Below are 17,190 nucleotides of genomic sequence, written 5' to 3' on the forward strand. Positions count from 1 at the left end.
CACTGCCATAATTTACTGATTCCTTTCCCATCCAGACCAGGCGGCCACTGCCCTGCCAGTATCCCGGCTTATAGAATCGCGTGGTGTTCTTTTCCTGAAGCACCAAAATCGCTGATTAATTTCCAGGTAATATTTCCGGAATCAGCACTGTTAACTGAATACTCTTTTGTTGAAAACGGAGCCACCCACTGTGGGTCCTGCAGTTTCTTCCCACCTACTTTAATTTCGTAAAAATTCATATAGTAAGGCGTTGGGTTATTTACCTGCAGACGATTTCCATTACGTGTCCAGCGCAACTGTTCAACCACATCCTCTGGGCTTTTCTCTTTCAAAGACTGCGGACGATAAATAAGTTTTATCCGAGTCTTAATCGCCACCTGCAGCACGTTATCTTTTCCTTCTGCCTGTGACGGTATTGACTTAATGTTCACCCAGTAAAGAGACTCGCGGTCCTCTGTCATTCCAGAACCATTGTTTAGTATTCTTAATATATTTTGCTGCTGCCCATCCAACCGGAACAATGGCGGTGTAATAACAAATGGCGCAGCTTTACCACCAACAGACTCAACCCATGACTGGATTAAGTAAGGTGATGAGTCAGGATTATTTACACTAATGGAAGTTTCTTTCTTCCCGCCTTCAAAAATAACACGTGTGCCACCAATGATTACCCCGGCATGCGCCGTGACGCTACTGAACAGCATCAGTGACAAACAAAATACTATTCTTTTCATGTACCACATTCCGGAAAGATTTAATATTGGGTCGGGAACCCCGACCCAATAAGAAGTAAATTAGTTATAGTTCATAGTGAACGTAGCAACTGAGTTTGCCGGACCAGCAGTCACAGTATCCGCCATTGCGATATAACGAGCATAGAAGTCCAGGGTGTTTTCTGTATTAGCTGCCAGCGGATAAGAACCGGAAGCGGTAAACAGAGGAAGAACACTCTGAGTACGATCTGACAGCTGAATACCTACACCAGTTGCCACACCCGTTTCCTGAGTCAATGCCAGTACAGAATCATCACCAGAGTAAGCCGTACCGTCAAATTTCACGGTCGCACTGGTAATAGTCTCCGGGCAGTCTTTCAGTTTCAGCGTAAACTTTGTCGCCGAGGCGGTAGAACCGGCGCCAGTAAAGGCGCTTTTATTTACTTTCCCCATATCGACGGTCATGGTATTACCTGCACCGATATCAACTGTACAGGCTGAATCAACGATTTCCCCCTGAAAATTAACGGTGCCATCATAAGCCTGCGCAGAAACACTTCCTGCCAGCAACATCATCCCTACAGCAGTCAGAGAAAGACCAGTTTTCATGCTCATAGTTTTTCCTTAAATATAACATATAACATGCCATTTCCAGGTGCAAATTAGTTCCTTGAGCCTTTTCCACTCTAATTACTAATCCACACTTATTACTCTATGCGCGCTTGCACATTAGAGTGATTCTGCTTTAGATGACATTAAAAAGAGTGTTGATTCATCCTCAGCCAGCTCATTTTCTGGCATACCCACAGAAACAAGAAGTGATTTATTTTTATTTCATATTTTTTTTTCTTAAATGACGGAAATGTACCTTCCTGGCCAATGGAGCAAGTCATATCTCATTATTATTAAAGGAAAATAATAAGGCACATCTAAACGACAGTGGCGATTTCATGTGTTTTAATAAGACCACATAGTTACATTGACGCGTGAAAATATCGATACAATTCATTGATATAAAATAAGATCCTCATTTTTATTTTCACACATCCAAAATAGAATCTCACTATTTGATAAGAATTTACTTTAGATGCGATTTACCTATAATGGCGTCACCTAGATAGAACTGCCCAAACAATGGACTTGAGTAAATGCATAGCTACTACATCTTAAACAGTAGGGTTGAATTTCATCCCGCCACTGGTACATTAAGGTCGCTGGAGGATTCGACAAGCCATATCGAATTGAACTCGCCAGCAAGCCGTTGTCTGTTGCTGCTGATAAAAAGGAAGGGAACCGTTGTCGGACAGCAAGAAATGATGAATGAAGTCTGGCACAAAAGTGGATCGCACGTCACACCCAATACCTATTATCAAAATATCTCTATATTACGTAGAGGATTTAAAAGCGTTGGTATCAGTGAAGATGTTGTTATTACTGTTCCCCGCGTAGGCGTCACACTATCCGCGAGTGTCACTATAGACTACCGGGAGTCTACAACACCCACACTTTTTCAGCAGGAAGAGGAGTTGTATACCACTCAGCAGCCGGAAAGGAAAGACGATATTTTGTTGCAATTCGTTGATATTAACATCAGCAGCGAAGAAAGCTTTGCACCTCGACCACAAACAGAAGTAGATCCGCCCGTTAGCAATTTGTCCATGCCCGAGCCCCGCAATAATGTACGTAATATACTTTATGCAGCGGGAGTCATCTTGATTATTCTGGCAGCATTGGGCGCTACCCAGTTTAATGACAGTGTTAATATTCAGGATTACGAATATACGAAAATTGGTGATATAGGATATTGTAAGATCTATTATGACACTATATCTGGAAGTTCAGTCAGTAAAGAGGAAGTCATCCAATGGGCAAAGCGATTCTCTCAGGACTGCGTTAAACATCCTTATCTTTATATCAGCCTGTACAAAATACTACCAAGAGCTTCTGTTATTCGTTGCGATACCGAAATTGGTACAGGAAACAAATGTATCTCTGAATATTTTATAGAAGGAACGGATAAATGATAAGAAATGCTCCAGCCATAATCTTTTTTCTTGTTGCATTAACTATACTAATCTATATCTCAATGCAAGTGAAAAAAGTCCATGATAGTCTTTCCTGCACGGCCAACTATATACAACATAACGATAATGCATCGATAAATTTATCCATCGGCTATGATTTTGGAGAACGGCGAGGCACCATCAATCTGATGGGCAACTTGCAGGAAAACGACGGCAGGATGTATACATTAAATCGCAAAATCATTTTTAATTACCACAAAGATGGTAGTGACTACTACCTGAAAACTACAGAAAGCATCATCTTTCCAGATGACCGCGTGAATACTGACACTCTGGAAAAAAGGATGCCTTCTTTTTTCACAAAAAAAGATAAAAGCATGGTATTAAAAATACTTAAAAACAGTGAAAGTAATTACTTGTTCTTTATCGATCCAGTCCCTATCTACATCTGCAAAAATACTCTTACTAGCGAATGACCTAACTCGATCACTTAAAACGCTTTAATAAGATAAAAAAGGAAAAATCACATGACTACGGGAAAAGCATGTGAAACTCTGCAATTTGACCATATCATCTTCTCAAGGAGTAGAACAATGATATTGTGGCGTACTCATAAACCTTCAACTCACTGTATATTCGTTACCATCAAAAAATGGCGAATCGAACACATATTTCTTTTTACCGGAATGCTAACTTTCACGTCCTTTGCCAATAGTGCGGCACTGGGCAGCCTTAATGATTCTCATTTTTCACAGCCGGGATTTATAATAAATGACGGCGATACCATTACAGCAACAGCCATTGACCGGGAAGGAACCGGCTATGGAGTGTTGAATAATAGTGCTGGCGGGGTCTACAACCTGGGTAGTGATGTCACTATCAACAGCAATCAGGAAACGCTTTGGTCTCGCGGTATTATTATGAACGGCGATAATAGTTCCCTGACGGCAGATCGCCTGACGGTAAATAGTAGCGGTACTTTTTCCGAAGGTATCACGGTAAATGGCGGTAACGTCCAGATTGATTTAGGCTCCAATAGTCGAATTAATACCGTTGACCAGGGTGATCCCATTCAGGCTTCAGCTATCTATATCAAGGGAGCTTCCCGGCTAACGGCGGACAGTCTTATCCTGGTGGCTGATGGTAATAACACAGAAGGGCTCCATATTGATGGTCAGGGCACCCAGGTTGATTTAGGTGAGCACAGCTCCATCACTACCACCGGAAATAACGGCGTGGGGATCTATATTTTTGGTGCGAACGGAGACGCCGAAGAGGGTCCGGCGACGCTGGCCGCTTCCCACCTTAATATTCATACTGCTGGCGCTAATGCCTATGGCCTAAACATCCAGTCAAACTCAGAGGTCAATTTAGGCAGCGGTTCTTCCATTACAACCAGCGGCGCTAATGCGACGGGAATTTGGGCCGTAGGCGATCGGCAGCACCTACAGGCTGACGCCCTGACCATTAATACTCGCGGTACCGGAGCCAACGCACTGGAGGCTGGTTATGGCGCCCTCGTCGACATTGGCGCTGGTAGCCAGCTCTTTTCCGCAGGCGGCACCGCGCTAGTCGGATCGGGAGCAGAAACTCTAATCAACTTTAACGGTTCCAGCAATAACCAGAACACCCTGACTTCACAAGCAGGCGCCGTCGCTTCTGCGCAATCAGGCGCAAGGCTCAACCTTGCCTATACCCGAATTTTTGCACAGGGCCAGCACGATCCCCAAAAACCTGGTTACGGGCTATGGGCCGTCGCAAACGGGCAGATTCAGGGGGATAATTTGAGCCTCCAGGCCGAAACGGGCAACAGGGGGATCTACGCGGTCTCCGGCGGTGAGGTCTCGTTGACTAACGCTGTTTCTATCGCGATGGCAAGTCCGGACGACACCGCTATGATGGTTGATAGCGATGAAAACTATGGTGCCGGTTCCGGTAGTATTCGCGCTGACGGCGTGATGACTATCACTGGCGGCGTTAACGCCAATAGCGGCGCTATCAATATGAATATGCGTTCAGGTTCCGAATGGACGGGGGCAGGGTTCCAGGGGAAAGAGCAAAGCGGCGTACTGGATGTTACGATGGCCGGCAGCCGCTGGAATATGACGGGAAACTCCAGCGTAAACACCCTTAACCTGACCGATAGCCAGGTATATTTATCGGGATCCACTCCGGGGCGCACACTCACAGTGGCCAACCTTAGCGGCAGCGGTCAGTTTTTTATGAAGACGGATATCGCGGGTGAAGGTGGTGGCCTGAACAACCGCGGCGATAAAATAATTGTAACCGGTACCAGTGCCGGTAATCACCAGTTGGACTTTACCAATCAGGGAAGCGCCGCGACCACAGGGAATGAGGTATTAACCGTGGTAGAAACACCAGACGGTGCCGCCGTCTTCACCAGTACGCATAAAGTTGAACTGGGAGGATATCTCTACGATCTGCGTAAACAGGACACCCACTGGGAGCTTTATGCAGCAGAGTCTCCCCTTCCCCCCGACAATGGCGACAATGGCGACAATGGCGACAATGGCGACAATGGCAGCAATGGCAGCAATGGCAGCAATGGCAGCAATGGCGACAATGGCAGCAATGGCGACAACCAAAATCCCCCCTCACCAAATCCTGATACACCAGGCGGAGATGGCGATAATAATGTCGTTCCCCCACCAAAGCCGGCTGAGCCAGTTATCACCACTTCAGCGGACGCCGGTGCTAATTTCCTGAATGTGGGATACCTGCTTAACTTCGCGGAGACCCAGACACTCATGCAGCGCATGGGGGATCTACGCCAGAGTGGCGGTGGTGGCAATATGTGGATACGTGGCTACGCTGGTCGTTTCGATCATTTCGCTGGCGGCAAGCTCAGCCGGTTTACACTCAACTATAGCGGAACCCAGTTTGGCGCCGATAAACGCTTTTTTGAGAATATCCCGCTGTATACGGGCGTCTTTATGGGTATGACCCACGGAAGCCCTGACTACCGCAGCGGCGACGGCACCGTGAAATCCCACAGCGTGGGTATTTACGGTTCCTGGATGGCGGCAAATGGGTTTTATAGCGACGCAGTGCTGAAATACAGTCATCTGAAAAATGACTTTAACGTTGTTGATTCGCAAGGCGCGATCGTGGATGGCCAGGGCAACTCGGGTGGCGTCAGTTTTTCGCTGGAGGGGGGACGTAAATTCTCACTGGGTGATACGTCGCAGAACGGTTTCTATCTGGAGCCGCAGGCTCAGTTAATCTGGAGTCATCAGAACGCTTCGCATTTACACGCCAGTAACGGATTGCGCATCGGGTTGAGCAGCTATGAATCCGTCATTGGTCGGGCAAGTATTCTGGCAGGTTATGAGCTCAACCATGCCGACACGTCGATCAACCTTTATCTGAAAACAGGTTATCTACGTGAATTTAAAGGTAATGCAGGCTATAAGCTTAACGATTCATCCGAAGATCACAGTTTCCGTGGTGGTTGGTGGAACAATGGTCTGGGTGTCAGCGCGCAGTTTACGCAACAGCACACGCTATATCTGGATGTGGATAGTTCGACAGGGAATCAGTTCAACCAGCGTTCGGTTAATCTTGGTTATCGATACAGCTTTTGATATTTTACCCGCCGACAGGCGGGTATTTTACTGGCATGTTGCGTGTTTAAGTTCCGCCAGTGAGCAACGCAAACACGCCCGGAATATCTGTTAAAGCCCACACGATAAAAACCATTAAAATCAACAGTGTGGCGCAGAAACCGTAGGGCTTTGTCCTGGCGCTTACGTACTGGCCTATTTCGGCTTGCCTGAGCGCCCCCTCGCCGCTACACACTGGGAATATGAAACGGACTCCATTGAACGATTCCCTACCGTTCATCTGGACAGCAACTCGTTATACACCGGTGACGAACAAAGGGAAGAGATCAGATTAGCGTCAGCGATATAGCAAATGGTATAGTGAGCCTATCCAAATATTGAGTAATGTTGTCCTCCCCTAACTTGCTAGTTTTTCAACCAAAAACCGTTAAGCTAATATCTCTGGGGGTACTTTTGGGGGCATATTATTTCTCAATTAAATTTACCATATATCAAATAGTTAATTCACATATGTGACTCCTGTGATCACCCGAACCTTCCTGAAGTTAACCAAACCCTGGTCATCTCTGAACACCAACCGACTGCCCGGTTCGTCGACGCCACTAGCCAGCGATAAAAGCGAAGAGATACTTAACTGTCGTGAAAAACGACCTTAACCAGAATATGTTTATAATGTTCGCCAATCCCTCCTTTCCCGGCTCGCTAAGGCGATAAGCGCGAGCACGACAGGCGCCAGCGCGCCCCACAGTACAGCATTCCAGCCAAACTGATTCAGTAACGCTCCCGAAGAAAACGACCCCACCATCATCACGCCGAACACAATAAAGTCATTCAGCGACTGGACCCGCGTTTTCTCTTCCGGGCGGTGATAGTCGATAATGCTGGCCGATGCGCCGGTGAATCCCAGATTCCAGCCAAGACCCAACAAGATCAACGACAGCCAGTAGTGTGCTACTTCGGTCCCCGCCAGCCCTACCGCGATCGACAGCCCGGTAATCACCAGACCGGCGATGCCCACCCGGTTAGCGCTAAAGCGGTTAATCAACCTGCCCGTGAAAAAAGCGGGCCCGTACATGGCAATCACGTGCCACTGAATCCCCAGGTTCGACACCTGCTGCGAAAGACCATGCTTATGCATCGACAGCGGCGCCGCCGTCATCAGAAAATTCATCACCATATAGGCGACAGCACCGCCAAAAACGATACGGGCAAAACCCGACTGACGGACAATCTCCCCCAGCGGCCGTCCGCCTGTCGCAGGGCCGCCCACCAATTCCGGCGTTTTCACCCCCGCCAGTATCAGCGAGGAAATCGCCGCCACGGCACCCTGAGCCAGAAAAGTGACGGCGAAGGTATGAGCGGGCCAGAGATCCATGGTTGCCGTCACCAGCATCGGACCGATAACGCCTGCCGCTACACCGCCCCCCATCACCAGAGAAAGCGCCCGCGGCTGGCGCTCTTTGGCCACGCCATCCGTAGCCGCAAAACGGAACGATAGCGCAACGGCGGCATAGGCGCCGCCCAGAAACGCCGCCAGGCAAAACAGCAGAAAAGAGCTGGCGATGACGGCAGTTGAAGCCAGCAGCCCGGTCAGAACGCCCATTCCGGTTCCCGCCTGGAATGCCGCCTGGCGGCCACGGCGTCTGGCCAGCGCGCCTAAGGGCAAAATAGAGGCCGCCATACCCAGCACGAAGATCGTGATGGGCAGTGTCGCCAGCGAACTGTCCGGCGCAATGGCGTTCCCCACAATAGCGCCTGTCACATAAAAGACCACCGAGTTCGCCCCGGCCAGCGCCTGGGCCGCCGCCAGCCGAACGATATTACGGTTCTGTTGCGCGACAGAAAATTCAGTATCCAGTCCGTTCACCTGTTCCCCTTAGTCAATGATGTAATATTCAGCGCGACCAAAAGCGCAACCCCCTGAGATAAGCGGCAACCGGCGCCGCGACGCTTGATTTCGCCCCCCCGCTAAAATGCGTTACACTCCATGCCGACGCACGATACATAGAGGGAAAATGAGGGAACTGCTGGAATTCATCGCAAATATTCTCTGCGACTGGCCTGTCCGGTTCAGTGAAAAGCCCATCACCGATAAACGATTAGCCAAAGCGGAATATCGTCCGATTTTCAACATCATGCAATCGAAAGCAGAGCAACTCAAAGAGGGAAAAAAGCGTTAATCGTCAGATATCAGCTACTCTCCTGACCGTTGCATGGAAGCCATTGCATCATGCCATTACTGGCTAATGTCGCCATAAAGCTCCGCATGATCTTCAATCACCTGTAGCATGCTTTGCCGGATATCATCTTCTCTGTCTTTAAGCCATACCACCGATAGCGGTAGCCCCGCCAGCGCCGACGCCGATGCGATGGGCAGAAACTTCACGCCATTCACCGCAAAACGGCTTATCCATAACGGCACTATCGCCAGCCCCATTCCCGCCGCCACCAGATTAATGATGGTTTGCTTCTCATTAGCAACCTGTGAAATTGATGCCTCAATCCCTGCCTCATGGAACAGGTTCATGGTCATATCATGGCTATGAGGTCGTGAGCGCCGCTCCGGCACAATCATCGGCATATTTTCCAGCTGGCGAATCTCAATACTCCCCTGAGCAGCCAGAGAATGATGCTGTGGCACTGCCACCAGCCCCGGTTCAAAACAAAGAAAGTGGTGAGCGATTTCCGCAGACATCATTTCGGGGGGTCTGATAAAGGCAATGTCCAGTCGGCCATTTAAAATTTTTGGGAGCAGGTTCACTGTTTTATCTTCATATATCTGAACCTCAACCTCCGGATATTTTATTTTAAAGAGCTGGATTAACTGAGGCAATAAACCAATGGCCGCACTATCGATAGCCCCCACCCGTAAAAGCGGATATGAATGATGTGACTTTTGACGAAACTGCAACATTAATGCATCCGCATGAGCCAGTAGCTTTCTGGCCTCTTCACGCAACAAAAGACCACTATCCGTCAACGCCACCCGCCGGGTAGAACGGGTAAATAATCGGGTCCCAAGTGACTCTTCTAACAGGCGAATATGCCTTCCCAGCGCGGAAGGCAGCATATCCATACGTTGCGCGGCCTGACCAAAATGCAGCGTCTGTGCGACAGCAAGAAAACAGCGCAACTGATGAAGGTCCATAATAGCTCCCAACGCGATTATATGATTTTTTTGTATAAACCCATGCGCATGATCATGCAACAAAACTCTGCATACTGGAATGAGCAGCCTGCTGCTTACCCTACAAAATAATGACAGAGGATAACCTCACATGACCTGCGAACTCGAAAAAAGGGTGATGCGAAAAATAACCTTACGCATCGTGCCCTTCATCATGATTTTGTATTTCATCGCTTTTCTCGATCGTGTCAATATTGGTTTTGCGGCGCTGACCATGAATGAGGATCTGGGCTTTTCACCTACCGTATTTGGTCTGGGCGCGGGGATCTTTTTTCTGGGTTATTTCCTGTTCGAAGTTCCCTCTAACCTTATTCTGCATAAAGTCGGAGCCCGCATCTGGATAGCCCGGGTCATGATTACCTGGGGGCTGGTTTCAGGCGCCATGGCCTTCGTTCAGGGCACCACCAGTTTTTATACCCTGCGCTTCCTGCTGGGCGTGGCGGAAGCTGGTTTTTTCCCGGGCATTATTCTCTATTTAAGTTACTGGTTTCCCGCACAAAAACGTGCCCAGGTGACCGCCATTTTTATGGCGGCGGCGCCAATCTCTACCGCCCTGGGCTCCCCCATTTCGGCAGCGCTGCTGGAAATGCACGGTTTTCTGGGGTTCGCGGGCTGGCAGTGGATGTTTGTTCTGGAAGCCATTCCCGCAATCATACTGGGCATAGTCGTGCTGTTCTGGCTGACCGATCGACCTGAAAAAGCCCGCTGGCTGAAAGAAGATGAACGTGCATGGCTCATCTCAACTCTTGCGGCGGAGCAGGCCCGCAAACCAGCTTCGGCTCAACACAGCATCTGGAGTGGGCTGCTTGATAAACGAGTACTCGCGCTGGCGCTGGTCTATTTCGGCACCTCTGCCGGGCTCTACACCCTGGGAATCTGGTCGCCGCAGATCATTAAAACACTGGGCCTCTCTTCCATGACTATTGGCCTGCTTAACGCCATTCCCGCCGTTGTTTCCGTGCTGGCCATGGTGCTGTGGGCGCGTCATTCGGATAAAACCAACGAACGCTCGTGGCATGTGATTGCCGCCTGCCTGCTGGCCGCCTGCGGTTTGTTGTTTGCCGGTACGGCAGGGACTGTGGTGACAGTGATCCTGGCGCTGACGCTGGTCAACTGCGGTATCAGCGCCTCGAAACCGCCCTTATGGAGCATGCCGACGCTGTTCCTTTCCGGCCCGGCTGCGGCCGCAGGCATCGCCACCATCAACTCCATCGGCAATCTTGGCGGGTTTATTGGTCCGTTTATGATTGGCCTGATTAAGCAGCACACCGGCAGTTTCAGTTGGGGGCTCTGGTTTGTCGCCGGGCTGCTGGTGCTCTCCTCTTTAACCGTATTTGCTCTGTCATCCATGTCGCACAGGAAACCAACCTCGCGGGACAGCGCTATCACACACCCCAAAATACATTAATTATTAAGGAAATATCATGAAGAAATATGCTATAGCCGCTATTCCTGCCGACGGTATCGGCCCGGAAGTGATTTCCGCAGGCATTGACGTTTTGCAGGCGCTGGCTCAGCGCCAGGGCAATATTGAATTCAGCGTGCAGACCTTCGAATGGGGTTCAGATTATTACAAAGCGCATGGCGTAATGATGCCGGAAGACGGACTGGCGCAGTTGAAAGATTTTGACGCTATCTATTTTGGTGCCGTAGGAGCGCCGGATGTCCCGGACCATACCACGCTCTGGGGCTTACGTTTGCCGATCTGCCAGGGTTTCGACCAGTACGCTAACGTGCGGCCAACCCGTATCCTGCCCGGTATTCAGTCACCGCTGCGCAAAGCCGTCCCAGGCATGCTGGACTGGGTTATTGTGCGCGAGAATTCTGAGGGGGAATACTCAGGCCACGGCGGCCGGGCCCATAAAGGACTGCCGGAAGAGGTAGGTACCGAAGTCGCGATTTTCACCCGCACCGGCGTTACCCGCATTATGCGCTACGCCTTTCAGCTTGCGCAGTCGCGCCCCCGCAAGCTGCTGACCGTGGTCACCAAGTCTAACGCGCAGCGCCACGGCATGGTGATGTGGGACGAAATCGCGGCTGAAGTCGCGCAGGATTTTCCGGACGTCAGTTGGGATAAAATGCTGGTGGACGCCATGACGGTACGTATGACGCTGCACCCGGAATCTCTGGATACCATTGTGGCGACCAACCTGCACGCCGATATCCTCTCTGACCTTGCGGGGGCGCTGGCCGGAAGCCTGGGGGTCGCGCCAACGGCGAATATCGACCCTGAACGCCGGTTCCCTTCCATGTTCGAACCTATCCACGGCTCAGCCTTTGATATTACCGGCAAAGGCATCGCCAATCCGGTCGCCAGTTTCTGGACAGCGGCTCAGATGCTGGAACATTTAGGCGAACAGGAAGCGGCAACCGTGTTAATGGCGGCGGTGGAACAGGTCTGTGCGGCTGGGATTATGACGCCCGATGTCGGCGGTAAGGCCACCACTCGTGAAGTAACCCAGGCCGTGGTGAAGGCCATTCTGGGCTGGCAGGAATCCTGACGGCATAATACAGAAGCCGCCCCCTGACAGGTGCGGCTTCAACGACTCACGTTAATAACGGGCCTCCCGGTGTGGAGAAAGGGTTAACGGTACGGAGAAAACATCTGGCTGGAATAGGCGTTACTGCACTTCTGGTTCTGGCGAATATTATCAATCTTACCGCTCAGCGCATCCAGACGCGCCTGCAACAGCTGACGAATCTCTTTCTCGTTATTCAACAAGCAAGTCAGCGAGCTGAAAGCCTGCTCTTCATCATCAAACGCCAGCCCTCCTTTTTCCCCCAGCAGATTTTGCACGGCAGAGATGTAGTGGGTGTTTAGTTCAATAAAGTCATCCCAGTTACCCTGCTTTGCCTTAGTCAGCATGTCATCACTTAACTGTAGGGCAAGCTGATATTTCTGAGCAGAAAGGGCCATATTAGCCATAGGTGCAGAATTAGCCATTCAGTTTCAACCTTTAGTTCGGCGCTATTTGTTTCCACGCGTCCGAAATACTCATTAAGAGCTCATCGACGTGTTGTAAAGTATCAATATTGTTATCCAGGTTGGCCCGCATCAGCGTCCGCGTCATGTAATCATAAAGCTGCTCCAGATCGAGCGATATTTCGCCCCCTTTCTCATGATCGAGTGACGCACGCAGCCCGTTATCAATGATGTTAATGGCTTTAGTTATCGCCGCCCCCCGGGCCGATACATCGCCCTTTTCCATCAGGATACGGGCGCGAACCAGCGCGTTGTGGGCGCCATCAAACAGCATCGAAATCAGCTGATGCGGGCTGGCAGACTGAACCCGACTCTGCAGATCGACCTGTGCATAGGCTTTAACGCCCTGGCTACCGTACATATTTCATCTCCTTCCCTGAGTTAAGCGCCGCGCGGGCGCCATCACTATTTTTTACTTTCATCATGAGTACTGCATCAGCATCGCGGCCATTGAATTACTGGTTCCGGTTATCTGCGTCATAATGGAGTCCAGGTTCTGGAACTGCTTACGGTAGCGTTCAACCTGAGCATCAATCAGTTTCTGGGTCTTATCAATCTGCGTTTTCACCAGTTTGAGCTGCTCATCAAGACCATCTTTGGTCTGCTTGATGGTGCCTTCGATTTTTTTCTCTTCATCCCCGGCGTAGGTAGTGATCACCTCGCCCAGCTGCACGGCCAGCCCGGGATTACTGCTGGTACCCACAAACATCTTCTCTACCTGGTCGGGGTTGTCCGCCAGGGCTTTATCCAGCTTGGTTTCATCCAGCGTCATCTGGCCGGTAGCAGCATCGATCTTGATACCCAGATCCGCCAGCGCCCGAATATCGGCATCCGAATCGCCATAGATGCCGTTGGATATACCGCGAATCTCATCCACCATACCGCGCAGCGTCGAATCGCCCATCAGGGCGCCGTTCTGGCTATTTGGGGTGGCAACTTCACCATCCTGCAGGCCGGAAGTATCGTTCGCGACCCATTTACTGGCGCTGGAGGTCTGGGTCAGTAGCGCATTGTAGTTCTTAACGAAGTCCTGGATGGCGGTTTTGGCAACGCTGGTATCTTTGGTCAGAATCAACTGCTCGCCATCACCATCCTTGGAAACTTTATTCAGCGTCAGGGTCACATTATCGATAATATCGGTAATGTTATTGCTCGGGCGGGTATACTTAATGCCGTTCACTTCCAGCCTGGCGTCGCGGGCTTCCCCGACTTCGCTCATATTATTGTTTTTGCCAAGCGCTGGATCGTAACTCAGCACTTCACCCAGCTTATTGTCCCCCTCAACCCGAACGCTCATCTGCCCCTCTTCGCCGGAGGTTTTCGAGGTCAGGATCAGCTGGTAGCCCTCATCGCTACGCACCACGCTGGCTTTAACGTCTCCTTCGGCCTGGTTAATCTTTTTGGCGATCTGGTTAAGGGAAGTTTCATCGTCCGCCAGGTCGATCCGCATCTCTTCGCCATTTTTATGGGCAATCACCAGAGTGCGGTTACCGCTGCCGTTAGTACCCAGGCGTTCGTCGGCATCGCTGACCTTGCTGCCATCCGTCGCCAGCGAGTGGGAGGACGCCAGTTGAGTCACCACCACCTTATGGGTGCCGGACAGCGCGCCAGCGCTAGCCGTGGCGGTAAAGGCTTCGTTGGAGCTCAGTTTCTGAGTATTAAACGCATCGCCGCTCAACTGCTTCGTGGTGGTCTGCAGCGTTTTCATTGCGTCTGTAATCTGCCCCCAGGCGGAAATTTTGGCCTGGAAGCTGCTTTGCCGATTGGTATAAGGCGTTAAGCGCGTCTGCTCCGCCGCAGCGATCTGAGTCAACAGGGCGGCAGTATCTAATCCCCCCGTACCAACTCCAAGTCCACTAATGGTTGCCATAACGTTTTGCCCTTTTCCTGTGCTGTAGAAATCTTCTGTTCTTCAGCCATACCTATCGGCCTGTCGCGAGCAAAAGTTTAATCCTTTTCGCCAGGGTCAATGGCGAGAGAAGGCGGTAAAACCGTCGCTATATTTCGGCTTAAGATTTTTCTTCGCACGCTCCAGGAACGGTAAAACAGACAGATAAATAAAGAAGGAAAAAACGCCTGACAATCCGGCAACTCAGAGACCGGAAAGCTAAATGAGAAAAACAAAATAGCTAAAAATCAAATAGTTGATTTGTTTTTCCGCTAACTGAAAAATTTCTTTAAAGTAAAAAAAAACCTCACCGATAACTGTAGTGCAAGCGGGAAACCGCAAACGACACGAACGGCTGTAACAGCACAGCAAGCAAAAAAGGAATGAATCATGGCACAGGTTATCAATACTAATACTCTGTCTCTGACCGCTCAGAACAACATGAACCGCTCACAGGGTGCGCTGGGTACCGCGATCGAGCGTCTGTCTTCCGGTCTGCGTATCAACAGCGCCAAGGACGATGCCGCTGGTCAGGCAATCTCTAACCGCTTCACCGCCAACATCAACGGTCTGTCCCAGGCTTCCCGTAACGCCAACGACGGTATCTCCATCGCTCAGACCACCGAAGGCGCGCTGAACGAAATCAACGACAACCTGCAGAACATCCGCCGTCTGACCGTACAGGCGCAGAACGCCACCAACTCCGGCTCTGACCGTAAGTCCATCCAGGACGAAATCGACCAGCGTCTGTCTGAAATTAACCGTATCTCCGAGCAGACCGAGTTCAACGGCGTGAAGGTACTGAGCAAAGATCAGACTCTGAGCATTCAGGTAGGTTCTAACGATGGCCAGACCATCGAAATCAACCTGAACAAGATGGATGCCACCACCCTGGGTATGGATGGCTTTAACGTAAACAACGTTGCCACCAAGCTGAAAGAAGGTTCTAGCATCACTACAGGTAGTGAGTCTTATAAGCTGACTGCTACGGATATGACCACCTACAATGGCGGCGTGGTATCCATGAAAAATGACAGTGGCGACGACGTTGTCTATGGTATTAAAGAAGCGGCTGATGGCGCCAAGACCTACTTTACACTGACAGCAAAAGCGGGCACTAACGCAGGCGATCCGAGCGAGCTGGACTCAGCCGCGATGACGGATACGACTACCATCGCAAAAATCGATGCTGCCTCTTCCCCGCTGGCTGACATCGATGCCGCTATCGCTCAGGTTGACGATCTGCGCTCCGGTCTGGGTGCGGTACAGAACCGTTTTGACTCTGTTATCAACAACCTGGACAGCACGGTTAACAACCTGTCTGCTTCCCGCTCTCGTATCCTGGACGCTGACTACGCGACCGAAGTGTCTAACATGAGCCGCGCGCAGATCCTGCAGCAGGCGGGCACCACGGTTCTGGCTCAGGCCAACCAGGTTCCGCAGAACGTCCTGTCTCTGCTGCGTTAATTCGACTTAAGCAGAACAACGGATAAGACGCCCCTTCCTCTATAGGAGGGGCGTTTCACACCGAGCAGCATGAATATAACTGTGCAATAAGCAAAAAGGGATTAAATATGGCACAGGTTATTAATACCAATACACTGTCTCTGACCACCCAGAGCAACATGAACCGCGCACAAAGCGCACTGGGAACCACTATTGAACGCCTCTCTTCTGGTCTCCGTATCAACAGCGCCAGGGACGATGCCGCTGGCCAGGCGATCTCTAACCGCTTCACCGCCAACATCAACGGTCTGACTCAGGCTTCCCGTAACGCCAACGACGGTATCTCCCTCGCTCAGACCACCGAAGGCGCGCTGAACGAAATCAACGACAACCTGCAGAATATCCGCCGCCTGACTGTACAGGTCCAGAACGCCACTAATACCGAGTCTGACCGTCAATCCATCCAGGATGAAATCGACCAGCGCCTGTCTGAAATTAACCGAATATCCGAACAAACCGAGTTCAATGGCGTGAAAGTACTGGGCAACGATCAGATATTGAGCATCCAGGTCGGCGCCAATGACGGCCAGTCTATTGCTATTCGATTGAACCAAATAGACGTCACCACACTGGGCATGAACAATTTTGATCTCCAACAGACCACCTCTCTGAAGGCTGGTCATACAATAATCATTCACGGGGAACCAGCGGATGAAAACGGCATTACAACGGAAACCGTACAATATACGCTATCCAGCTCAGATCTGCAGACATATAACGGGGGAATATTTTCACTGAAAGATGACTCGGGCCAAAACACCATTTATGGCGTCACCCGCAATGAAGACGGTAACATCACCTACAGCAAACTGAAATTCTCAGCGGGTACGGATACAGACACAGGGAAAGGCATTATGACGGCAGAGCCACTAGACGCCAGCGATGATGCAGCCGAAATTAAACGAATAGCGTCGGCTACTACACCATTGAGTACTATTGACGCCGCATTGGCCCAGGTTGACGAACTGCGCTCCAACCTGGGTGCGGTACAGAACCGTTTTGACTCTGTTATCAACAATCTGGACAGCACGGTTAACAACCTGTCTGCTTCCCGCTCTCGTATCCTGGACGCTGACTACGCGACCGAAGTGTCTAACATGAGCCGCGCGCAGATCCTGCAGCAGGCGGGCACCACGGTTCTGGCTCAGGCCAACCAGGTTCCGCAGAACGTCCTGTCTCTGCTGCGTTAATTCGCAAGCCACCGACAGCCCCCAATGCTCTACAGCGTTTTTTATACCCGCAATAAGGGGGCGTTTCACGGGTTTATTCCGGCCATTGATTCCACATTAACCAACGATAATAAAC

General features: G+C 50.6%; 15 protein-coding genes. 8 read left to right on the top strand and 7 right to left on the bottom strand.

All coding sequences use genetic code 11. From position 1 onward, the window contains the following. Window positions 1–68: 68 nt before the first annotated feature. Both SCU88_RS24180 and SCU88_RS24185 read right to left on the bottom strand, forming a co-directional pair. Window positions 69–734, bottom strand: a complete 666-nt coding sequence (locus SCU88_RS24180) for a fimbria/pilus periplasmic chaperone (protein ID WP_175340131.1) — start codon at window positions 732–734, stop codon at window positions 69–71. Window positions 735–794: 60 nt separating this feature from the next. Further along, on the bottom strand, window positions 795–1,322 hold the full coding sequence (locus tag SCU88_RS24185; protein ID WP_175340223.1) for a fimbrial protein: 528 nt from the start codon (window positions 1,320–1,322) through the stop codon (window positions 795–797). A gap of 539 nt (window positions 1,323–1,861) precedes the next feature. Between SCU88_RS24185 and SCU88_RS24190 the strand changes: the two genes are divergently transcribed. From SCU88_RS24190 to SCU88_RS24200, 3 genes are all read left to right on the top strand, one after another. Continuing rightward, window positions 1,862–2,737: a winged helix-turn-helix domain-containing protein gene (locus tag SCU88_RS24190; RefSeq protein ID WP_175340132.1), complete on the top strand. Its 876-nt coding sequence runs from the start codon at window positions 1,862–1,864 to the stop codon at window positions 2,735–2,737. Next, on the top strand, window positions 2,734–3,213 hold the full coding sequence (locus SCU88_RS24195; RefSeq protein WP_175340133.1) for a hypothetical protein: 480 nt from the start codon (window positions 2,734–2,736) through the stop codon (window positions 3,211–3,213). Before SCU88_RS24190 ends, SCU88_RS24195 begins: the two co-directional genes overlap by 4 nt. A 117-nt stretch (window positions 3,214–3,330) precedes the next feature. Continuing rightward, a complete protein-coding gene (locus tag SCU88_RS24200) occupies window positions 3,331–6,342 on the top strand; it encodes an autotransporter outer membrane beta-barrel domain-containing protein (RefSeq protein ID WP_175340134.1) in 3,012 nt (1,003 codons plus the stop codon). Window positions 6,343–6,988: 646 nt separating this feature from the next. Here SCU88_RS24200 and SCU88_RS24205 read toward each other — a convergent pair. Beyond that, on the bottom strand, window positions 6,989–8,179 hold the full coding sequence (locus tag SCU88_RS24205; protein ID WP_175340224.1) for an MFS transporter: 1,191 nt from the start codon (window positions 8,177–8,179) through the stop codon (window positions 6,989–6,991). Window positions 8,180–8,336: 157 nt separating this feature from the next. Between SCU88_RS24205 and SCU88_RS24210 the strand changes: the two genes are divergently transcribed. After that, on the top strand, window positions 8,337–8,501 hold the full coding sequence (locus SCU88_RS24210) for a hypothetical protein (RefSeq protein ID WP_175340135.1): 165 nt from the start codon (window positions 8,337–8,339) through the stop codon (window positions 8,499–8,501). A 56-nt stretch (window positions 8,502–8,557) separates the two neighbouring features. Here the strand turns inward: SCU88_RS24210 and SCU88_RS24215 are convergent, their stop codons facing one another. Further along, window positions 8,558–9,529 (bottom strand): LysR family transcriptional regulator, encoded by a 972-nt coding sequence (locus SCU88_RS24215; RefSeq protein ID WP_431810071.1) that lies wholly within the window; start codon window positions 9,527–9,529, stop codon window positions 8,558–8,560. A 70-nt stretch (window positions 9,530–9,599) separates the two neighbouring features. Here SCU88_RS24215 and SCU88_RS24220 point away from each other — a divergent pair, with 70 nt between their 5' ends. Both SCU88_RS24220 and SCU88_RS24225 read left to right on the top strand, forming a co-directional pair. After that, window positions 9,600–10,916 (top strand): MFS transporter, encoded by a 1,317-nt coding sequence (locus SCU88_RS24220; protein ID WP_138094891.1) that lies wholly within the window; start codon window positions 9,600–9,602, stop codon window positions 10,914–10,916. Between the two features lie 16 nt (window positions 10,917–10,932). Beyond that, entirely contained in the window at window positions 10,933–12,009 is a 1,077-nt protein-coding gene (locus SCU88_RS24225; protein ID WP_175340136.1) for a tartrate dehydrogenase, read from the top strand. An 83-nt stretch (window positions 12,010–12,092) separates the two neighbouring features. Here the strand turns inward: SCU88_RS24225 and SCU88_RS24230 are convergent, their stop codons facing one another. The 3 genes from SCU88_RS24230 to fliD are packed head-to-tail and all read right to left on the bottom strand — an operon-like array spanning window position 12,093 to window position 14,361. Next, the gene (locus tag SCU88_RS24230; protein ID WP_138094893.1) at window positions 12,093–12,452 is read right to left on the bottom strand and encodes a flagellar protein FliT; all 360 of its coding nucleotides are present in this window, start codon (window positions 12,450–12,452) and stop codon (window positions 12,093–12,095) included. Window positions 12,453–12,465: 13 nt separating this feature from the next. Further along, window positions 12,466–12,852: a flagellar export chaperone FliS gene (fliS, locus tag SCU88_RS24235; RefSeq protein WP_138094894.1), complete on the bottom strand. Its 387-nt coding sequence runs from the start codon at window positions 12,850–12,852 to the stop codon at window positions 12,466–12,468. 60 nt (window positions 12,853–12,912) lie between these two features. After that, window positions 12,913–14,361, bottom strand: coding sequence for a flagellar filament capping protein FliD (fliD, locus tag SCU88_RS24240; protein WP_175340137.1), 1,449 nt, complete (start codon window positions 14,359–14,361; stop codon window positions 12,913–12,915). A gap of 408 nt (window positions 14,362–14,769) precedes the next feature. Between fliD and SCU88_RS24245 the strand changes: the two genes are divergently transcribed. Both SCU88_RS24245 and SCU88_RS24250 read left to right on the top strand, forming a co-directional pair. Next, a complete protein-coding gene (locus SCU88_RS24245) occupies window positions 14,770–15,846 on the top strand; it encodes a FliC/FljB family flagellin (protein ID WP_138094896.1) in 1,077 nt (358 codons plus the stop codon). 107 nt (window positions 15,847–15,953) lie between these two features. Continuing rightward, window positions 15,954–17,075, top strand: a complete 1,122-nt coding sequence (locus SCU88_RS24250) for a FliC/FljB family flagellin (RefSeq protein WP_175340138.1) — start codon at window positions 15,954–15,956, stop codon at window positions 17,073–17,075. The last annotated feature ends 115 nt before the right edge of the window (window positions 17,076–17,190 follow it).

It is taken from the genome of Jejuibacter sp. L23, from assembly GCF_050815825.1.
Classification (GTDB): domain Bacteria; phylum Pseudomonadota; class Gammaproteobacteria; order Enterobacterales; family Enterobacteriaceae; genus Jejubacter; species Jejubacter calystegiae.